This window comes from Paenibacillus sp. FSL R7-277, assembly GCF_000517965.1.
In the GTDB taxonomy this organism is placed as follows: domain Bacteria; phylum Bacillota; class Bacilli; order Paenibacillales; family Paenibacillaceae; genus Paenibacillus_AQ; species Paenibacillus_AQ silagei.
Window position 1 is genome coordinate 1 of the sequence record NZ_ASPX01000064.1, and the last position, 21,656, is coordinate 21,656.

A 21,656-nucleotide genomic window follows, 5' to 3' on the forward strand; every position below is an offset into this window, starting at 1 on the left:
AGCGCCGCAAGGGCGTCCGCGCGGGCGGCAGCCGCGCGGTCCAGGGCGGCCAGCGCGGCGTGGGCCGCAGCCTGCCGCCGCAGGGCAGCTTCGCGGCGCGCAAGCTCCGCGCGCCGCTCCTCCACCAGCGGCGGCAGCGCATCCAGCAGCGGCTCGCCGAAGGCCAGGACCGCGCGGCGGAACTGCGCCTTAATCTCTGCCGCAAGCGTGCGGCAGAAATTAAGCAGTGCCTCGCCCGAAGCCCCGGTCCCCGGCTTCACCTGATCCGCCAGCCACTGCTGGCTCACCGCCGGGAAAGCCTGCTTCAGCCGAGGCTCCGCCTCCTCCTGCCACAGCTCCAGGCCTTCCGCCCATTCGCGCACGAGCTGGAGAGTGTGCCACTCCAGCTGGGCAGTGATCTCTCTCTGCTGAAGGCTGTGCCAGTGCAGCAGCCGCGCTCCCTGCTCCTTCTCCCGCTTCGCAGCGGTGAAGAACAGGCCGCGCCGGAAGCCCGGCTGGAGGCTCTCGATGTATGCGCCCGCCGCGTCCCGCAGATCGGCCGGCATCAGATTCGTGTTGCCGAGCAAGGCATCCAGCCTGCTGCGCAGCTCAAGCCGCGCCTCTTCAGGCAGCTCCTCCAGCGATGCTTCCTCCTGCATCGTTGCCCGGATCTCTGCTTCCACAGCTTCCGCTGCTGAACCGCCTGCCTCTTCCAGCAGCGCAGCCCGCTCCTCCTCCTGCTGCTCACGATAATCCGCCAGGACAGCATCCGCCGTATGATGCATGGAGCGGGACAAGCTATACTCCAGCAGCCCCTGCCGCTGCTCCAGCAGACCGGAGATCACCGCCAGCAGATCCTTCCACTGATTCAGCGGATGCTCCTCCACCTTAAGCGAAGTGAACAACAGTCCCGCGGAATGAATCCCCCATTCCCGGAAAGCGCTTTCCACTTGCTGCCGGTATTCCTCCAGCGGAATTTCCTGCTCCCTGTGCTTATCGATCTGATTGATGATCAGGTACAGCGGCTTGCCCCAGTCGCTAAGGCTTTTGGCAAACGCCAGATTATTCTCCGACTGCACATGATTGTAATCCATCACATAGAACACCGCATCTGCCAGATGCAGCGCCGAGCGGGTCGCCGCCTGATGGCCCTCGTCTGTCGAATCTACGCCGGGCGTATCCATCAGCACCCCGTGATTACCCAGCACCGGGACATCCTCCCACACCTCTATCGCTGAATATTCAGTTCCCTGGCGGCAGTAATCCTGAAGCCGGTCAGGCGTAGTCTTGATCACCCCGGGATTCCCTCCGGTGCTTCCGTCCACCGGATGAAGCAGCACCTGTGGTGCTCCGCTGCGGATCGATACAATATTGGCGCTGGTTGGAACCGGACCCGAAGGCAGTACGGCCTTACCGCAGAGCTTGTTAATCATGCTCGACTTCCCCGCCGAGAAATGTCCGCAGAATGCGAGTGTCAGCTCATCTGCCTGCTCCTTGACCTTTAGATCCGCTACGATCTGCGCACTCTTCTGTTCTCCCCATTGCCTCAGCCGCTCCTCAAGCAGCCTAAGCGCTGACGACCCCGCTGTAACCTGCTTCACTCTTTCCCGTTCTGCTCCCACAACATCCCCGCCTCCACTGCGATCTATAGCTTCTTTCATTATTATTACATTTGTATGATTTATCTCACTGCAAGAATAGAACAATTATATTTTATCATCAGATCGTCACAAATCAAATGTCCACATTTACAAAATCAGCTATAAACCTTCACGAAAAACAAGATTTCGCAGATGGCATTCCAATCTCGCCCGTAAATCCTGCTTATATGGGTTCGCAAAATAACCCCACAAAGTGGGGCTTTAGCGTAGGTGATGACTCAGGTACTTTGCGGGGACCCCAAAACATATACATTCTTCTCTGTCAAAAAAAGAGGCTGCCCCGTTTGCCACTTCGTGGCTATGGGACAACCTCTCTAATCAACTTCAACCGAATTAAGCTGTTTCCAGCACAGGAAGCAGGATTTCAAAGACTTTGCCGTGCTGCAGAATGGTCAGGCCACGGGATTTGTCTTTCATTACGACAACCTCTGGCTTCGCGGACATACGCTCCAGGTAGAACTCAGGCACATCGCCGGAATGGCTGATTGTGATGCCTTCCACTTCCTGCTCTTCGTTCTCTTCCATCGGGCTGTCCACAACGCGGTCAAAAATATCAGAGAACGCTTCAAAATTATCAGTATATACAGAAATGCACTTCATCTCTATCCCATCCTCTTCTTCTCTAATTCTTGGTTAGCTTTCGTATGATCCTTAGCTTTCCTGATTACAGCAGTTTTCATACGTTTTTTGCCCTCCCGGCATACATCCAGCAGCGGGCAGATCTGGCACCCGGGATTCTGAGCCTTACAATGATAGCGCCCGAAAAAGATCAGCCGGTGGTGCGTCAGCGTCCATTCGTCACGCGGCACCGCCTTCATCAGCTTCTTCTCCACTTCCAGCACGGAATCTTTCCAGCCCGCAAGTGCGAGCCGTTTGGCTACCCGTTCCACATGAGTATCCACGGCAATCGCCGGAACGCCAAACGCATTAGAGACGACCACATTGGCAGTCTTGCGTCCGACACCAGGCAGGGTTACCAGCAAATCATGGGCCTGCGGCACTTCACCCCCGTACTGCTCAATCAGGATTGCGCAGAGGTTCTGAATATGCTTGGCCTTGTTGCGGAATAGACCAATCCTCCGGATATCCAGCTCCAGCTCTTCCAGCGGCACTGAGATATAGTCGATCGGAGCCTTGTACTTCTGAAACAGGTCCTCGGTCACCTTGTTCACTGTTGCATCCGTACATTGAGCTGAGAGCAGCACGGCTATAGTAAGCTCAAAAGCGTTGCTGTGATTCAGCTCACAATGTGCATCAGGGAACATGCCTCCGATAGTGTCCAGGATGTGGCGGACCTCTGCAGCTTTCATAGCGTCCCCTCCACGGAGCAGGTATGACTGCAAGTTCTCTTACAGCATATCTTCTCAAATCTAAAGAAATATAAGCAAAGATACATTATATCGTATACTTTCATAGCGTTCAAGCGAACACCCTGCTGCCCTTATATTTCAAAAAAAACGCCTTGATCCAAGGCAAAACCAAGGATCAAGACGGTGTTTCACACGGAAAATCACCAAAATGATTATTGTTTCACAATTTCTACAACCTTGCCGTTGTTGAAATACATTATAATATTATCATTTTCTTTGAGAGATTGCACGGATAAAGTCGTGTCACCTTGATGAATATATACATTTGGGGCAAGACCAAACGTATAATTCTCAGTCAGCGTGGCGCGTTTGGTCAATATTTCATTCGTTGCGCTGTCATAACGGGAGAACGTCCGGTTCAACTGACTGAACACGGAGATGATCACTACACCGCTGGCATCCTTACGCACCAATACCCGGTCTGCTGTGGTAAGTCCGCTCAGAGCGTTCGTTGCAACACCGTCCCGGAGGATTCTCACTCCGCTGCCCGCAGTGAAAGGCTGGGAGGCTCCCGTATAATCCTTCACGGTGAATGTACCTGCTGCGGCATCCACTGCCGTTACCTGTCCGGCAACCTGTTTAACCGTCTGCAGGGACAGCGGTGTGGAACCGTCGAAGCTGAGATTCACGAAATCTCCGGCCTTCAGCTCAGTCAGCGCGATCTTCTGGCCTGCTTCGTTGGTAAGCGGCACATTCGCCAGGTTCAGCTCGCTGCTGTTGCTGCCATCCTCAAGCTTCACGGTCATTTTGTTAGTGCCCGCATTGATCGTAGCAATCTCGAACTGGGACGACCCGTTCACACGCAGCACAGAGATAAGCTCCTGATTGCTGGCAAGCACTGCCGTTACCGGCACATTGAGCGGAACATCGGTGATGACTGCCCCGCTTTTGCCAAACATTTCAATGGCCTGCGGATAAGACATCGTCAGCAATTGTCCGTTGCCCAGCTTGAACACAATCGTTCTGGCCGAAGTATTGATAGCCGTCAGGGTGCCGGAATATTTGGTCGTCAAATCAACAGACATTGCACGCTCATTAATGGAGGTCACATCAATCTTGCGGTTCTCCACCAGTCTGGACCCCATCGTGGTCAGCGAAGTGGTAAGCAGTCCGCCGTACGACATCTTTGTTTTCTCATCCATTTTGACCACATGAGCCTTGCCGTTATTGTCCGTGAAGGTCAGGTACTGGGTCTTAGTGTTATAATCCACAACGGTAGCAGCCGCGTACTGTTCGATCTGACGGCTGAGCACCTCAATCTTGGTCACCTGATCATTGCTGTTCAGCGTAAGCTGCACATTGTCTCCGCCTGTTTTGTCAGCAATCAGATCAGTCATTACCGGACTTACGGCGTTCGGAATCACAATGGCCAGATTAGTAGCAAGCAGATTAACCTCACGGGTGCCATCGCTCTTCTGATAGACTATCGTCGAATCTGTCAGCTCATAGATGAAGCCCTTCACTATGCGTTCCACTCCCGAGGTTACTTCCACGGAACGGATCGCATTATCCTTGATGGTATACGAGACAGCAGCACCGGCTTTCAGCTCTGCGGGCTGAATAATAGAGCTCTGGGAGCTGAACAGCGTAGTCCCTTCTTCCCATTTGAAGGTTTCAACTGTGCCGTCGGCATTCTTGAATGTAATGCTCTTGGCAGCAGTGTCAACGCTTTGAACCGTGCCTTTAGCCGTCTTGTTCACAATACCGGAAGTGACCTGCACCTTCACAACCTTGCGGGAACCGGTGAAGGTTTCACGCAGCAGCGTAAGCTTGCTGCCGGCGGTAATCGAAGCAGGCTGAATAACGGCTCCATTCACATCCAGGAAAGCCGTGCCTGAATCGTAGGGATACTGATCATATCCGTTCGCGGAATCGACCCAGATGATACCCGGCGTATGCTTGGTGAATACACCTTCCGCCTGCTCAACCTGAACTGCCGGGTCTGTCAGCTCTACATATGCTGCGCTATAGGTAGCTCCAATTACAGTTACTTTCGTATAGGGCTGGATCTCGTTCAATGTGATGCGATTCTCGGAGGTACTGGTGTAGTAGGCGGTATTGGCATTCAGAGTGAATTCCAGCGTATTGCCGTTAGTGTACAATCCCAGCTTGCCGTCTTTGAGAGCACTTATTGTTCCTTTGAACGTATTGTCGTATTCCAGGCTATTATGCGCTTCAGCACGGCTGAAGAAGGTAGCCAGCTGTGCACGGGTCACAGCGCCTTGCGGATCGAAGCGGTTGCCGGTTAGCCCGTTAGCCAGTCCCAGCTCCACCGCTGTGTTAATATAGCCGCGTTTGTTCGCGGACACTTTGGCATCATCAGCAAAGCCTGTCGGCCGGCCCGCAGCCGCAGAAGCGGATGCACTCTGGCCAAGCGCACGAATCAGCAGCTCAGCGACCCATTCACGACTGGCCTTTCGCTCGCCCCACGAGCTTTTTAGATTATCTGCAGCCATCTCCGTGGTCTTATCCAGCAGTCCTTGCTGAAAGGCCAGGATTACATATGGCTTATAATAGTTCGTAACAAGGAAATCATTAGGCAGCGCAACTTCGGTACTGGTGTTCACATTTCCCTGCAGCTTCATGAAGCGTAGCGCCATCAGCACCGCTTCCTGCTGGGTCACAGAATCGCCAGGACGGAACAGGCCGTTATTGCCGACCACAATTCCCTGGGTTGCCAGCTTATAGATATGCTTTTCGGCCCAGAAGCCTGTCTTGACATCACTGAAGATCCCTGAACTAGTTGCAGCCGTCTGCGAAGTCGCTGCAGCAACGGTTGCTCCGGTTGAAGCGTTGTCGGCAAAGGCAGCGCCTGCCCCGCCAAGCACCATCGCACCGGCCAGAACGGCAGATACCGCTTTTACAGAATAAGATTGAACCGTACGCTTTAATCGTTTTGGACCGGACAATTCGATATTCCCCTCTCTATGGCTTATCTGGATTTTCTATGTTGTTAATTTCGTTAGCCATCCGGCTTATTCCTGCCAAATAGCCTACAATCCGTTGTTCTCGCGGGTGATGGGATGCACAAGATCCACATGCCCCATCAGACTCTCCACCTGTTCTCCGTCTACCAGCACATCGATATTTTTCACTTCATCGAACTGGAAGAACATCTTGGACAATGCGTCGATCGCCAGAGCCTCGCCGCCTGCGCCAAGCTGTGCCTCATCCGGCTTATGAATATCCATCACAATCTGTCCATTGGAGAACTCAAGTGATTTCAGTTCAATCTTGTTCCACAGCGGAATCTGGTCAGCATTATCGCTCTTCTGGAGTGTTTTGAAGGCTTCCTTATATTTCTCCTCCGCATTCTTGAAGGTGATGGAGACATCAGCAGGAATCAAGTCGTTCTGTTGCAGGTCTGTATAATACGTCTTGATCTTGAGGCTCTGCTTCTCAGGCACTGCCGGTGCCTCCGTAGCCGCCGGAGTAACCGTTGCTGCAGGCTCAGGCGTGCTTGTAGCTCCCGGTGTGGCAGCGGGACTAGCGGTACTGTCATTCCCGGCATTGTTTCCTTCAGCGCCGCTGGATACCGAGGTTGAATCCTGACCGGACGCATCGGCCGGTGCAGCAGTAGGTTTGTCGCCGCAGCCCGAAATTACGAGAAGCAGCAGCGCAGCGATCCCTGCATATGTCAATTTCTTGTTCATTTGATTAACCCCCTCAGATGAATATGGGCAGGAGGGACCGCAAAGTCCTTTTGACCGCAATATAGGGTCTTTATCCGACTCTGCGGCCCCTGCTGCCGCCCGTTGTTATTGAATCCCGAGATACTCTTTAATTCCGCTGACCATCGATGCGGCTACATTGTTCTGCAGTGCTTCAGTGAACAGCAGAGCCTCGTCTTTCTTATTGCTGAGATAGCCCACCTCAAGCAGTACCGCAGGCATCTTCGTCTCGCGTATCACATGGAAGTTGCCGTAACGCACTCCCCTGTTGCTAAGCCCGGTCGCCTGCACAAGATACTTGTGCATCACATTGGCCAGAGCCTTGCTCGCGTCCCGCTGATAGTAGGTCTCCGTTCCGCTCGCAGCCGCTGATCCGCTGCTGTTGGCATGAACGGATATGAACAAATCTGCACCGAGGTTATTGGCGATTGCCGCCCTTTCCTTCAGTTCCAGGAAGGTATCATCGCTGCGCGTCAGCACCACGTCAATCTTGTTCTCCTGCCTCAGCAGCGCAGCCGCCTTCAGAATCACAGCCAGGTTGAAATTCTTCTCATATTTGCCGGTAACGCCTACAGCCCCTGAATCCTTCGCGCCATGTCCGGCATCGAGCACAACCAGCTTACGCCCGCTGTTGCCGGGCTGCGTTGAAGTGTCGCCTGGAGCCTGTGCGTTCAAATCAATGACAATGAGCTTGGAGGAATCTCCCGATACCTCTACGCTATAATTTTTGGGAGTATTAAGATCAATTACAAATCGGACAGTATAAGGATTAGTGCTATACAGCGAATAGCGGATACCGGAGACATCCGGATAATCCGTAACTGTCAGGTTCCCGTTCAGGTCAGGATCAAGTATTTGTCCTGTTCCGAATATATCCGAGAACGTGGCATTCGGCAGATCAACGATGATTCGGTCCGGTCCGCTGATCTTAGAGACCTTAGGCTCGGCATTGCCGTCTATGGCAATCGTGAACCGGTTCTCATTGAAGCTGATGCCGTTGATCATGCTCAGGCTGCTTGAGGGTTCTCCCGGCGGCACTACAACCGTCCCTCCGTCCCCATTACTTTGTTCCGGGTCAATGTTAGGCTCGGAAACCGGCGGGGTAATAAGATCTACAACCTTCTTCGTGTTATCCCATTTGACCGTAAGTCCGAACTGCTCACCAATGAACCGGATCGGTACGAGCGTCGTGCCGTTCCGCAGGAGAGGGGCCGTTGACATAATTACCGTCTTGCCATCGACGGATGCCGCAGTCTGATCTACGATCAGCTGAATGGCCTTTCCCTGCTGTTCAATCTTGATGGTCTTGCTTGTCTGATTCCAATCCACCTTGTATCCAAGGTTCTCAGCGATCATTCTTAGCGGCACCATGATGGAGTTATTTACATTTTCCACCGGAACGTCTTGTCCTGCATTCAGTTCCTGGCCATCCAGGAAGATCTTGTTCTGGCCAGCAGCGGCTTGTCCATGCCCTGGCAGCACCACAACAAAGAGCAGCAGCAACAGCATAAAAGCAAATTTCTTCATTCTTCACCTCTAAGACTCTAGTATTCCGCCCCCAATCGAGCGTTCTTGATGGCATGCCAACTGACAACCTTCGACATAGTGTAGACGCCTTTAGAACTTAAAAGTTGCGAATAAATCCCAACCAAAGTGGAAATGTCTGTGTATTCCCTATAGTTAAAAGGTATGTAGTGCGGTTACAGACAACTCCGCTTATGCAGTGTTACAAACCAAGATATTCCTTAATTCCAGCTACGATTTCGCGGGCCAGATTATTCTGCAGCTGTTCACTATATAGGCCTGCTTCATCCCCCGCATTGGTCAGATACCCCGCCTCCAGCAGAATCGCAGGCATCCGGGTCTCCCGGGTGACATGCAGACTCTTAGAGCGGACGCCGTTGTCTTTGAAGCCGGTTCCCGCTACCAGATGCTTTTGCATAATCTCGGCAAGCGGCAGGCTCTCACTGCGGCTATAGTACGTCTCACTTCCGTTAACTTTGCTCCGGTTCGGATAGGATACATCCAGTGAATTCGCATGAAGGGATACGAACAGCGTAGCATTCGCCGCTTGGGCAATCTTCACACGATCCTGAAGACCCAATGTAATATCCGATGTACGGGTGTAGACGACATCAGCCCAGCCTTCCTGCGTCAGAATAGCTCCGGCTTTCAGGATGACCGCGAGATTGAAGGTTTTTTCCAGCTTGCCTGTAAGGCTAACCGCACCCGATTGCTTTCCCCCGTGTCCGGCATCAAGCGCAATAACCGGTCTCCCGGTGAATACCGGATTCACGGGGGCCCCCGTTTCGCTGCCCGTTACATTGAGATCGATTGTGACTAATCCTGTACTCTCATCTGTACTTACCTGATAATTCTGGTAGCCCGTAGTCTGGATTACGAACCTGACCGTCGGGGGATTCGTACTGAATAATGCATAACGTATTTCAGTTACAAGCGGGTAGCCGCTCACATCCAGCTTGCCCTGCGGACTTCCTCCAGTAGATACGCCCGGGAAGCTCCCGCTGAAATCAGGGGCAAATGCCGCTCCGGCAAAATCCACTACGATCCGGTCGGGTCCGGTAACTCTCGTAACCGTAGCCTTGGCTCCTCCGGCAGCGGCTACAATCAGCCGGTTCTCGCTGAATACCGCCCCTTTCACTACAGGGGATGTAGCTGGCGGAGTCGGAGCAACTATAACACTTCCGTCCAATTCCTCCAGAGTCTCTGTGCCGCTCTGAGGCGGAGTGGTTGGTGACGGGGACTGAACTGCCCCTGGAGCCGCTTCGGTTGATTCTGATGGATCTGGGGTGGCTGACGGCAGCGGATCTGAAGCGACTGGCGCTGTCTCCGTTATTCCTCCGCTCAAGTACACCGTCTTATCTGTATTGTCCCACCCGACGCTAAGACCGAATTGCTCACTGACAAAGCGGATAGGCACCAGTACCGTCCCGCCGTTCTGCTTAGGTGCAGCATTGAGCGTCAGGTTCACTCCATCGGCTTGTGCGGTAGTACTGCCGACTGCAAGCTGTACGGATTTGCCGTCCTGCTGGACAGTTACCTTGCGGCTGCTCTGTTCCCACAGCACTTCGAAGCCCAGATTCTCCACCACTACACGGATCGGAATCATAACGCTTCCATTCACGTTCTCGAGGATTACCCCCTTAGGCAGTGCAAGCTCCTTGCTGTCCATCACGATCTTACCGGGGGTTGTTCCGGCTGCCGCAGCTTTGTGGCCGGCGAATGACAGGAGGAGCAGTGGCAGCAGCAGTAGAAGCAACACCCGTTGTCCGGCTTTCTTCATCCTTTCCTCTCCTTTGGTCCATTGATAGATTTGCAGATAAGATTAAGACGACAATAATCCCCAAAAGTTGCCTTCGCAGGCAATAATATCTCGATTATAGCAAAAAAACTTCTATTTCCGACACCCGGAAATAGAAGTTTTGTGTAAATACTAAGAATAAATATGCTTCAGCCGTTAACTTAACTTAGCTCTTAGGCAAAAAGCTTGGCTGCATGACGCTCTTCATAAGCAGCAATCTCATCGGCATGCTGAAGTGTCAGGCCGATATCATCCAGCCCCTGCAGCAGGAACTGGCGGCGGTGCTCATCCAGCTCAAAGGTCATGGCCAGACCATACTCATCACTCAGCTTGTTGTTCTCCAGATCCACTGTAAGCGTGTAACCCTCATGCTCTGCTGTACGGCTGAACAGATCGTCTACCTGGGCCTCCGAGAGCTTGATCGGCAGAATGCCGTTCTTGAAGCAGTTGTTATAGAAAATGTCGGCATAGGATGGCGCTATGACCACTCTGAACCCGTAATCCATGATGGCCCAAGGCGCATGCTCCCGGGAGGAGCCGCAGCCGAAATTCGCGCGGGAAATCAGCACAGAGGCTCCCTCATAACGCGGTTTGTTCATCTCAAATGCCGGATTGTCATTCCCTGCTTCATCAAAACGCCATTCGTAGAATAGAAATTGGCCAAAGCCTGTGCGCTCGATCCGTTTCAGGAACTGCTTGGGGATAATCGCGTCCGTATCTACATTAACCCGGTCTACCGGGGCTACAATCCCTGTTAACTTCTTGAATTCTTCCATTGCTGAATCCTCCTGCTCTCTCAATTATTCTATGAGTTGACGGCTTCCGTCTTGTAGTTCCAGTCACGCACATCCGTGAAGCGTCCTTTGATGGCTGCCGCAGCCGCCATGGCAGGAGAGACCAGATGCGTGCGTCCTCCGCGTCCCTGACGTCCTTCGAAGTTACGGTTAGAAGTAGAAGCGCAGCGCTGGCCCGGCTGCAGAACATCCGGATTCATCGCCAGGCACATACTGCAGCCGGCTTCACGCCATTCAAATCCAGCTTCGGTGAATACTTTGTCCAGACCCTCCTTCTCGGCCTGCATCTTCACACGCCCGGAGCCTGGCACAACAATAGCTGTAACTTTGTCAGATACCTTATAGCCTTTGGCTACTTCAGCCGCAGCCCGCAGATCCTCAATCCGGCCGTTGGTGCAGGAGCCGATGAAGACATAATCAATTCCGATCTCGGAGATCGGTGTCCCGGGAGCCAGATCCATATATTCAAGCGCCTTCTCGGCTGCTTTGCGTTCATTCTCGGTAGTGAAATCAGCAGGGTTCGGTACGGTGGAGTTGATATCCGTTCCCATACCAGGGCTAGTTCCCCAGGTAACCTGCGGGATAAGTGTTTCTACATCGAATTCGACCACAGTATCATACTGGGCGCCTTCGTCACTAACAAGGCCCTTCCAGGTCTCAACGGCGGCATCGTACGCTTCACCCTGCGGCACATATTGACGTCCGCGCAGATAGTTGAAGGTTGTCTCGTCCGGTGCGATCAGGCCCGCTCTTGCTCCGCCTTCAATCGACATGTTGCAGACGGTCATGCGCTCTTCCATCGACAGCTCACGGATAGCTTCGCCGGTATATTCGATAACATAGCCAGTTGCAAAGTCCGTTCCGTATTTGGCAATTACGCCGAGAATCATGTCTTTGGCAGTCACACCCGGATTACGTTTGCCGGTGAAGCGCACTTCCATGGTCTTGGCCTTGGATTGCTGCAGACACTGGGTGGCAAGCACATGCTCCACTTCGCTGGTGCCGATCCCGAAGGCCAGTGCACCGAAGGCTCCGTGTGTGGAGGTATGGCTGTCCCCGCAGACAATCGTCTTGCCGGGATGGGTCAGGCCAATCTCAGGTCCCATGACGTGAACGACACCTTGGTCAATATCATTCAGGTCAAACAATCTTACGCCGAAATCACGGCAGTTCTGCGAGAGCGTATCAATCTGCTGCTTGGAGATCGGATCGGTAATATTGTAACGGTCCTTGGTAGGCACGTTATGATCCATTGTGGCAAAGGTAAGTCCCGGACGGCGGACTTTACGGCCGCTCAGACGCAGCCCTTCAAACGCCTGCGGAGAAGTAACCTCATGAACGAGATGCAAATCGATATAAATAATGCTCGGCTTGCCTTCTTCCTGATGAATAACGTGATTATCCCAAATCTTCTCAAACATTGTCTTGTTGCCCATGAATTTCACCTCATAATAGTAGAATCGTTCCTATGAAGAGAGCGTGGAGTCTCTCTTGAATGTTCTAAATATAACATCACCACGTTTATAATTCCAAGATATGATTTCTATAGCGCTGATAGGCTGTACCTATGAGACACAAGATTTTAACAAAAGGCTCTTGCAGGATTTCACTTCCTAATATTCATACCCTCACTAACCTTCTGAAGGAACTTGTCCAGCACCAGAGACCTTTTCCGCCTGCTTAAGGGAAGCAAGGTTCCATCATCAAGACGAATTTCAATATCATCAACCGAAAAAATATATTGAATATTTACTATACAAGTTCTATGTATATCAACAAAACCCTGCTCGCTATAATGCGCTATTAAATCTATAAATTTAAATCCGTGCAATAAGTAGGTTCTCCTTTTGGTATGTAAATAGCTTTTCCTGTTTACACTTCCAAAAAACATTATATCATTTAAGGGAACTTTGATTAACGCTCTTTTATCGCCTGTGATGGTAACTTTAAAAACTTGAAGTTGCGGGTTATCATCTTTTATAGCAGTTACCACACGATCTATTATTAAAAATAATCTTTCGTTCATGAGTCTTTTAGGTAAAAAACCGCTTATATCATACTGGAAGGTATTTAAAACCTCTTGTTCGGAAGAAGTAACAAATACCAGCTTGAATTTTTTATCGAAAAGGCGCAGTTTTCTCGCCACTTCTTTCCCATCCATTACCGGCAAGTCTAACTCCAAAAAAATGATATCGTAATACGAATGATATTGCTCAAAATCATCAATTAGTTTTTTACCATTTGTATAAGTGTAGATGGTTGTATTGACTTTTAGCCTTTTGAATATTCTTTTTGCTTCAGATACAATGCTATTCAAAAATTTAACATCATCATCACAAAATGCAACATTTAGCATTCAACCACTACCCTTCATTATTTTTGTGGCATTAAATTTGGTTCGAGTCGAATCTATTATTCTTCATCCATCTGCCATTCTTACCATATTTTCCTTATAATAATAGCATAAAATCAGAATCAACATTGGTCAAGATACTAGTCATAATTAAAGATTCTTAAGGAGGTTTTTTAGATTGAAGAGTAAAATTTTGCTCATTGATGATGAAAAAGGAATTATCTCTATTCTGAAGAATTACTTTGAGTCATCAGGTTATCAGGTATATTCAGCTCTTAGCGGAAATGAAGCACTTGAAAGAGTCCATTGTCAGCCCGATATTATCCTGCTTGATATCAATATGCCAGACATCGATGGTATTACAGTTTGTCAGCGAATTCGCAAGTATATTTCCTGTCCAATCCTTTTTCTAACGGCTAGAGTTGAAAGTAACGATAAAATTATCGGTTTTCGCGCAGGAGCAGATGACTATATCCTCAAGCCCTTTGATATTGATGAATTGGGGGCAAGAGTAGAAGCCCATTTACGTCGCGAAAATCGTATGCATAAGCAATCTATAATCCGTTTTTTTGGAGATCTTACCGTAAATTATTCTAACAGGGAAGTTTCTGTCTCCAGTTTTGTTGTACCACTGTCAAAGAGAGAATTTGAAATTGTAGAACTGCTTTCTATGAATGCCGGGCAAGTTTTTGACCGCGACCACATTTATGAAGCCATTTGGGGAACTGACGGAGAAGGAAGCAGCGATACGATTATGGAACATATTCGTAAAGTTCGTTCGAAACTCGCGGTATTTACTCAGAAAAGCTACATTGATACGGTATGGGGGGTAGGCTATAAATGGAACGGATAAACCATATGAGTTTAAAAAAAGCATTCTTTTTTCTATCGGCCATATTTTTACTTATCGCTTTGCTCCTGAGCGTCATATCAATTTGGGGGATCAGCGAAATTTCCAGGCATTATGGGCCGTCTATTGAATTAAAGATGGATGGCAATGATGTCAGAGCCACACCAGTGCCCCCAGAACCTGCTTACCCGGCATGGTATCACATTTTTAGCATCCTGCAATTTGCGCTTCCCACTCTATATGTACTAACAGGATTATTTTTAGCTGATTGGCTTTTTTATAGGATTAAGCTTAAAATGCCCTTGGCCGCTCTGCAAAATGGAGCCCGGCAAATTATGCACAACAACCTGGACTTCTCGATTGTATCTTCTGCAAGTGATGAGCTTGGACAGCTCTGTGACGCATTTGAAACGATGCGATGTGAGCTTCTGAAAAACAACAGGGAACTGTGGCGGCAAACTGAGGAGCGAAAGAGGTTAAATGCTGCTTTTTCTCATGACTTGCGGAATCCCGTAACCGTAATCAAAGGCTCGGTAAAGCTGCTTAAAATGGGAATAACAAGTGGAAAACAAACAAAAGAAGAGATCGGTGATACACTTTCATTACTTGAAGAGTATTCCGGCAGGATTGAAGCTTTTATAGAAACGATGAGCAGTGCCCAGAGATTAGAGGAAATGCAATGCAATTTAAAACAGGTTCAGTGGTCGGCTCTAATCCAAGAGCTTTCGGTAAGTCTGACGATATTACGTAAAGACAAGAAGCTTAATCTGCATGATAATAACGCCAACAAAAACGAGTGGATTTGGGTTGATCGGTCCATTGTTTATAATGTGGCAGAAAATCTCGTTTCGAATGCCGTCCGGTACGCCCGTAAGCAAATTAGTGTTGCTGTCACCTGCGATGATTCCAGTATGCTTCTTACTGTTCAGGATGATAGTGAAGGCTATTCTCAAAATATGTTATCCCGCGGTACAGAACCGTTTTTACGCGGAGATCATCCTTCTGGGGATTCAGGGCATTTTGGGATGGGACTGTACATTTGCCGGCTGCTCTGTGAAAAACACGGAGGCACCCTAGCCTTACAAAATACAGAGAATGGTGCAATGGCAACGGCTTCATTTAATATTTTGAAATCTTGAGCATTTTTTGAGATTTATATTCTACACTCTCCTTATCAATTGAAAAGGAGAGTTGTGTATGTATATTGAGGCAAAAGACCTTTCAAAACTTTATGGCAACGGCGAAAACAGTGTCATTGCCCTTAATCATGTTAATTTAGAAATTGCGCCTGGAGATTTCATTTCCTTTATGGGGCCTTCGGGTAGCGGGAAGAGCACATTGCTTCATCTGTTAAGCGGTCTGGACAAACCTTCATCCGGCAGTGTTATCTACGATGAGAAAGATATCTACCTCACCAGTGACAAGGAGCTTTCCGCTTTTCGTCGCCAGAAAATCGGATTTATTTTTCAACAATTCAACCTCTTACCTGTCCTGACCGCAAGGGAAAATATTATCATGCCTCTGCTGTTGGACAAACGCCAGGTGGATGAGGCTTATCTTAAAGACCTAACAGATATGCTTGGAATCAAAAGTCGAATGACCCACTTGCCCAGCGAACTCTCTGGTGGCCAGCAGCAACGTGTCGCCATTGCCCGAGCACTAATTGCAAAACCTGACATTGTCTTTGCTGACGAACCCACGGGAAACTTAGATAGTAAAAGCGGCAACGAGGTTATGAGTTTACTCTATGATATTTGGCGTACGATGCGCAAAACCCTTGTGGTTATTACCCATGACAACCAGATCGCACGCATGGCGGAACGACAATTTGTTATTGTAGACGGCCTCCTTTCGGAGGTGGCGGCGAAATGAAATCCTATCGTTCTCTTGTATGGAAAGAGTTGAATAACCAAAAGATCACTTCCGTCTTAATTTTAATTGCAATTATTCTATCTACAATTATGACTACGGTTATCGGCCAATCCCTTGGTATATTAAGTGCTTTGCGTCAACAGCAGGCTGCAGCACTTAATGGCAACCGTTATGTTACTTTTCATCAACTTACACAAGAGCAAAAAGAGAAGCTTAACTTCGATAATAGATTGTCGTTCTCAGGTAGCTTTATGAATATCGGCACCTCAGTAATACCGAATACTAAACTTTCTATTTGGCTTCGTGAATATGAAGATGATACACTTTCAGTCTACCCATCCATAACACAACTTTCATCCGGACGCTTACCTCAGTCACCCCATGAAGTTGCCTTACCACAAGATGCATTAAATCTATTGAATTTTTCCGGCAAACTTGGAGACCACATTACATTGCCGATCCGTATCTCGCTTATACGGGACGATCAGGCTCCCTTTGAATATAAGACTACCTTCACTTTAACCGGCATTTTAAAAAGTAATTACTTAGGGTATGTATCCGGCGGTGTTAACGGTATTGCCGGTCAAGGAACAGCGGAACAGCTGCTGCCGAAAAAATACCAACTGTACTCCACAGATGTTCGTATGATAAACAAAAATCACTTCCAGAACACGGTTGATGATATCGCCGCTCAATTTGCTCTGCCTGAATATTGCATTCAGTACAACGACATCCTTCTAGCAGCAGTGGGTATTGATTACACCCATAAGAGCGATGACTCAGACAATGGTTCCGGTTTTCCCTTTATGGCCGTTGCAAGCGTTCTCGTTGGTACTCTTGTTCTTTTAGCCTCCGGTCTTGTTATTTATAACATTTTGAAAATCTCTGTAACGAAACGCATCCGCGAATACGGTACATTACGCGCTCTTGGTGCGGAACGCAGTAAACTATATATATTAGTATCGCTACAGCTTGCCCTACTCTGTGGAATAGGTGTTCCTGCAGGGATCACTTTTGGCATATTGTTTGCCAAAGGAATTACCATCTCCGCAACCAGCCTCTTGTCTCCGGACCTGTTTCTAACAAGTTCATCGGAAGAATTAGCCCTGTTGATAGCCAAAAATAGTTCCGGGAAAATACTTCCTCTGCTCATCAGTACAGTAATTACATTATTGTTTGCCTATCTTGCAGCATTCCCTGCCGCAAGATATGCGGCAAAGGTTTCTCCGACGCTCGCAATGTCAGGTCCGTCAATACGGGTTGGACGAAAAAATCGAAAGGCTCGGCGTATACGTTCCTTCGAAGCCTTCTACGCAAGAATGAATATGAAGCGAAATAAAGGCAGAACGACAATTACTATCTTATCATTATTTATGAGTATAACGGTATTTATAGCATTACAGAGTTTTTCCACATTATTGGATACGAGCACTGCCGTACAAAAAATGCATATTGGTGATTACTCCATTACCAATAAGACAACTGGTTTTTCTCCAGAAGTGGTGAAGGAACTCAAATCCTTAGCAGATATAACTTCCGTTTCCACCTTGAAATATAGCCTGTATACACAGGATAGCAAGGGGCAGATGCCAATTTCCACATCTTTTTCACTACAGCCAGGCGAGGCGCTGCATATTATTGGTGTTGATGAAGATCGGTTAAAAATGATCGCACCAGCACTTACCCAACCGGAACTCCAGGATTTAAAAGCAGGAAAAGCCTGTATTATCAAAAATCCCATCGCCATAAATTATGGAGATACCCGATTAAGCAGTACCTTAATTTCCGTAGGCGATAATATATCTGTCAATAACTTGACGTTACAAGTTCTGCATGAAAGCAGTAATTCAATCACACTGGATAATGACGGATTTGTAAACGGGGTTCAAATCATTGTATATGATACGATCTACGATCAGATTACAGAAACAATCAATTATTCGGAGTTGTATCCTGTCTTGTCACCCAACGCTGATAAGGAAAATGTTGAGAAAGTTATTACTCAAATAAGTGAACAAGCTGGAGGGGGCCAATGGCTTTCTTATCAAGATACAGATACACAGCTTGCAGAAAGCTATCAGCAGATCAAATGGTTAGCATGGGGATTGATTCTGTTTATCGGGCTTATAGGAATTCTAAATATAATTAATACCGTGTACACAAATATTCATACCCGTATTACTGAAATCGGGGTTCAGCGAGCGATAGGCATGAGCATTTCAAGCTTATACAAGACCTTCCTTTGGGAAGGCGCCTATTACGGAATTATCGCAGCTATCGCCGGTTCTATAGCAGGGTATTCATGTTCAATCTTTGTAAGTGCTGCTAAAACAGACACCATAGAGCTTATCCCCGTTCCATTTCTCCCCATTATGGGAGCTGCATTTATTTCTATTGTGGTTTGCTTAACCGCAACATGTATTCCACTCCGCAAAATCGCAGACATGAGTATTGTGGATTCCATAGAGACCGTTCAATAGCGGATGAACAACTTCAAAAATACATCAGCAGAAATACTCCTGATGTATTTTTTTATTCGTCATTCATTTCTTTAGTATGTTCAATAAATTTGGTTAATGTGCTTATTGAACTAAAAACTCTATAATCAACACCATTATAATTAATGCTGACACCTGTAATCGCTTCTATTTCTTTTAAAATCTCAAAAAAATCATTTGGATACAATAAATCAATTAATTTAGTGCTCGCTAGTTGCTCTGCGGAGTTTTATCCCTTCGATTTTTGTATTATTTTACTTTTTAACATTATTATTATCTATAAGACAATCATTTTCTTTCAATACACTCATAATAAACATAAATGTAGAAATATGCCATATCCCTCGACCGAATGGTGCTTTTTTCTCACCCAATGGTTGGTTATGCCAAATTTAAATCATTTCCCCAATATGACAGCTACTGCAACCCTTGTAAAAACCGATGTAATCAGACCGATTTATAGGATATACTTATAAGAAAGCGGATTACTATTGATGGTACCTAACCTGTAAGGAGGTTTGAAATGGAACTGCGTCAACTGCAATATGTCCTGCAAATTGCGGCTGAGCGTAATTTTTCCCGGGCAGCAGACAAGCTGCATATCGCTCAGCCTTCACTCAGCCAGCAACTCTCCAAACTGGAAAAAGAACTGGGTGTCCTTCTTTTCCAGCGCAATACCAGTTCAGTAGAGCTGACTCATGCCGGTAAGAAATTCGTCGAGCAGGCTCAGACCATCATTGATGCCGTAGAACTGCTGCGCCAGGAGATGTCGGATATATCCCAGCTGCGCACCGGACGGGTTGTGGTTGGCAGCATGCCGATCACCGGTGCGCATCTGCTGCCGCATGTGCTGCCTGCCTTCAAACGCAAATACCCCGAGATTGAAATCACGCTGCTGGAGGACTCCTCCATGAATCTTGAGAAGCTGACAGCCAGCGGCCAGACAGATCTCAGCCTGCTATCCCTACCACTGGAGATTCCGACTCTAGCTCATGAGGTTCTTGGAGAGGAACGGATCGACCTGGCAGTCCCGCCTGAGCATCCGCTGGCGGCGCGGATGCTGCTGGGTACACGAACTTCGCTGACCGAGCTTAAGGATGAACCGTTCATCGTGCTCAAAGAAGGACAGGGCTTCCGCAAAATGACGGTGGAGCTATGCCGTGGAGCCGGATTTGAGCCGCGGATTGTCTTCGAGAGCAACAATATGGAGACCGTCCAATCGCTTGTAGCCACCGGAATGGGCGTAACGCTCGTGCCACATTTCATTGCACGGGCACCGCGGAGTGAATTCGTGCCTGTCTACCTGCCTTTGGCTGAACCGGTACCCAGCCGTACTCTGGTTGTCGCTTACCGGCGCGGACGCTATTTGTCCCGTGCTGCGGAAGCTTTCATTGAAACCTTCCAGACAACGGTCGCCGGACTGGCAGGCGAATAAGCCGGCGGAAACAAATGCCCATCCAGCTCTTATCATGAGGCCGGATGGGCATTTGCTGTATTTTGGCAGAAGCAATTATTTATTTGCGCAAATTATACTGCGTGATCATACGGTTCTGGTCATCGGGCATACGGGTAGTACTCTCGTCAACCGGTCCTTCTGTGCGGGAATCTCCGGCTTTTTCCTCGACAAATTCTCGGATCGCTTTGTTTTGAAATTCGGCGGCTTCTTTGGAATTCTGATTCTGTTCCTGTCGGACATTAGTCTTCTTACTCAATTCAATCCACCTCCTGGTAACTGATTATAAATACTTTACCCGTTCCCCTGAAGGACAACCAGGAAATCCGCTCCCTGCCCCAGCAGAAAAATATTCGTCCGGAGCTCTTTGCAAACCCTGCTTCCGCATGGTATTCTAAATGACAAATAGTGAAACGTGCTGACGGGACCAGTAAGAATGGACGTATATTCGTGTGCAGAGAGTAAATTCCTGAAGGCTGGGAGAATTTACCGCGAAGGTCATTCTGAATCCTACCCCTGAGCGGCCTGCCCTGCAGGACGGATACTCCCGTTATGAGAATGAAGTCGGATGAACCCTCATCAATGAAGGTGGTACCGCGGAAGTTAATCAAGCTTTCGTCCTTTGCTAAGTCTAAGGATGGGGGCTTTTTGTCATTTCCGGGTGTTACAGGCATTTCAATTCGAGAGGAAAGTGAAGGACAATGACGTCAAGAATTGTGGTCAAAATCGGCAGCAGCTCACTCACAGGTCCCGAAGGCGGCCTTAATCGTGAGGCGGTCGCCTTCTTCGCCGCCGAGATTGCAGCGCTCCGCAAGGACGGCTGTGAAGTGCTGCTGGTCACCTCCGGGGCGGTCGCAGCCGGCTTCCGGGGCATCGGCTATGCTTCCCGCCCAAGGCTGCTGCATGAGAAGCAGGCGGCGGCGGCGGTAGGACAGGTTATGCTGATGCAGGCTTATCAGGAGGCCTTCGCAGGCCACGGTATACCCACTGCTCAGATTCTCCTGACCCGTACGGACTTCTGCAGCCGCCGGGCCATGAACAACGCCATGATGACGGTTGAAGAATTGCTCCGCCAAGGCGCCGTGCCCGTGTTCAACGAGAACGATACTGTATCGGTGGATGAGCTGAAGTTCGGTGACAACGATACCTTATCGGCGTTGGTTGCCAATCTGCTGAAGGCCTCGCACCTGCTGGTGCTGACCGATATGGACGGCGTCTACAGCGGCGATCCCCGCAAGCACCCGGATGCTGTGCGGTATGAGCACATAGAAGAGATTACGCCTGAGATCTATGCCATTGCAGGCGGTGCGGGCTCAAGCGTGGGCACCGGCGGCATGCGCTCCAAGATCGACGCGGCTAAGATCGCCACGCGGGGCGGCGTTCCGGTCTTCGTGGGCCAGGTTAAGGAGCCAGGGGATTTATCACAGGCCGCAGCCGGGACGGGCAAGGGCACTTATTTTGCCACCACACTCTCCTCTCTGCCGGTCAAAAAACAGTGGCTGGGCTTCATGTCTACCCCGCTCGGATCACTGTATGTCGATGACGGTGCTGTTGAAGCGCTGCTCCACGGGGGCCATAGCCTGCTGCCGGTCGGGGTTAGACGGATTGAAGGAAGCTTCCATTCAGGGGATGTCGTCGAAGTGCTCGGCCCGGATGCGAAGCTGCTTGGGCGGGGCATCGTCAATTATGATGATAGCCAGCTCCGCAGCATTCAGGGGCTTCCGAGCCGCGAGATTGTGCCCAAGCTCGGTGAAGTGCACCGGCTGGAGGTGATCCACCGGGACGAATGGATCACACTGCGTTAATCTTGCACAACCTATTGTATATCCATGT

17 protein-coding genes are annotated in these 21,656 nt (G+C 49.2%); 6 read left to right on the plus strand and 11 right to left on the minus strand.

The window, feature by feature from the left end; all coding sequences use genetic code 11:
• The 10 genes from C173_RS18345 to C173_RS18390 form a co-directional block, all read right to left on the minus strand.
• Positions 1-1,640 (minus strand): dynamin family protein (locus C173_RS18345; RefSeq protein ID WP_235191943.1); only part of this gene is annotated, 1,640 nt, incomplete at its 3' end.
• A gap of 333 nt (positions 1,641-1,973) precedes the next feature.
• Positions 1,974-2,240 (minus strand): hypothetical protein, encoded by a 267-nt coding sequence (locus C173_RS18350; protein WP_036697991.1) that lies wholly within the window; start codon positions 2,238-2,240, stop codon positions 1,974-1,976.
• Positions 2,241-2,242: 2 nt separating this feature from the next.
• Entirely contained in the window at positions 2,243-2,950 is a 708-nt protein-coding gene (gene nth, locus C173_RS18355) for an endonuclease III (RefSeq protein ID WP_036697993.1), read from the minus strand.
• 212 nt (positions 2,951-3,162) lie between these two features.
• Positions 3,163-5,919, minus strand: a complete 2,757-nt coding sequence (locus C173_RS18360; RefSeq protein ID WP_036727188.1) for an S-layer homology domain-containing protein — start codon at positions 5,917-5,919, stop codon at positions 3,163-3,165.
• A gap of 84 nt (positions 5,920-6,003) precedes the next feature.
• Positions 6,004-6,663, minus strand: a complete 660-nt coding sequence (locus tag C173_RS18365; protein ID WP_036727189.1) for a GerMN domain-containing protein — start codon at positions 6,661-6,663, stop codon at positions 6,004-6,006.
• 105 nt (positions 6,664-6,768) lie between these two features.
• Positions 6,769-8,208: an N-acetylmuramoyl-L-alanine amidase family protein gene (locus C173_RS18370; protein WP_036727191.1), complete on the minus strand. Its 1,440-nt coding sequence runs from the start codon at positions 8,206-8,208 to the stop codon at positions 6,769-6,771.
• Between the two features lie 199 nt (positions 8,209-8,407).
• Positions 8,408-9,985: an N-acetylmuramoyl-L-alanine amidase gene (locus C173_RS18375; RefSeq protein ID WP_036727193.1), complete on the minus strand. Its 1,578-nt coding sequence runs from the start codon at positions 9,983-9,985 to the stop codon at positions 8,408-8,410.
• A 191-nt stretch (positions 9,986-10,176) separates the two neighbouring features.
• The gene (gene leuD / locus C173_RS18380) at positions 10,177-10,779 is read right to left on the minus strand and encodes a 3-isopropylmalate dehydratase small subunit (RefSeq protein WP_036727195.1); all 603 of its coding nucleotides are present in this window, start codon (positions 10,777-10,779) and stop codon (positions 10,177-10,179) included.
• A 29-nt stretch (positions 10,780-10,808) separates the two neighbouring features.
• Positions 10,809-12,233, minus strand: coding sequence for a 3-isopropylmalate dehydratase large subunit (leuC, locus tag C173_RS18385; RefSeq protein ID WP_036727197.1), 1,425 nt, complete (start codon positions 12,231-12,233; stop codon positions 10,809-10,811).
• Positions 12,234-12,403: 170 nt separating this feature from the next.
• Entirely contained in the window at positions 12,404-13,153 is a 750-nt protein-coding gene (locus C173_RS18390) for a LytR/AlgR family response regulator transcription factor (protein WP_036727199.1), read from the minus strand.
• Between the two features lie 175 nt (positions 13,154-13,328).
• Here C173_RS18390 and C173_RS18395 point away from each other — a divergent pair, with 175 nt between their 5' ends.
• The 5 genes from C173_RS18395 to C173_RS18415 all read left to right on the plus strand — a co-directional run bounded on the left by C173_RS18395 (position 13,329) and on the right by C173_RS18415 (position 19,805).
• Entirely contained in the window at positions 13,329-14,003 is a 675-nt protein-coding gene (locus tag C173_RS18395) for a response regulator transcription factor (RefSeq protein ID WP_036727201.1), read from the plus strand.
• Positions 13,991-15,139, plus strand: a complete 1,149-nt coding sequence (locus C173_RS18400) for a HAMP domain-containing sensor histidine kinase (protein WP_051478161.1) — start codon at positions 13,991-13,993, stop codon at positions 15,137-15,139. Before C173_RS18395 ends, C173_RS18400 begins: the two co-directional genes overlap by 13 nt.
• Before the next feature lie 58 nt (positions 15,140-15,197).
• Positions 15,198-15,872, plus strand: coding sequence for an ABC transporter ATP-binding protein (locus tag C173_RS18405; protein WP_036727203.1), 675 nt, complete (start codon positions 15,198-15,200; stop codon positions 15,870-15,872).
• Entirely contained in the window at positions 15,869-18,352 is a 2,484-nt protein-coding gene (locus tag C173_RS18410; RefSeq protein WP_036727205.1) for an ABC transporter permease, read from the plus strand. The genes C173_RS18405 and C173_RS18410 overlap by 4 nt, the downstream gene beginning before the upstream one ends.
• 541 nt (positions 18,353-18,893) lie before the next feature.
• A complete protein-coding gene (locus tag C173_RS18415) occupies positions 18,894-19,805 on the plus strand; it encodes a LysR family transcriptional regulator (RefSeq protein ID WP_036727207.1) in 912 nt (303 codons plus the stop codon).
• Between the two features lie 79 nt (positions 19,806-19,884).
• Here the strand turns inward: C173_RS18415 and C173_RS18420 are convergent, their stop codons facing one another.
• Positions 19,885-20,082, minus strand: a complete 198-nt coding sequence (locus C173_RS18420; RefSeq protein ID WP_036727208.1) for a hypothetical protein — start codon at positions 20,080-20,082, stop codon at positions 19,885-19,887.
• A gap of 442 nt (positions 20,083-20,524) precedes the next feature.
• Between C173_RS18420 and proB the strand changes: the two genes are divergently transcribed.
• Entirely contained in the window at positions 20,525-21,628 is a 1,104-nt protein-coding gene (proB, locus tag C173_RS18425) for a glutamate 5-kinase (protein ID WP_036727210.1), read from the plus strand.
• Positions 21,629-21,656: the final 28 nt, after the last annotated feature.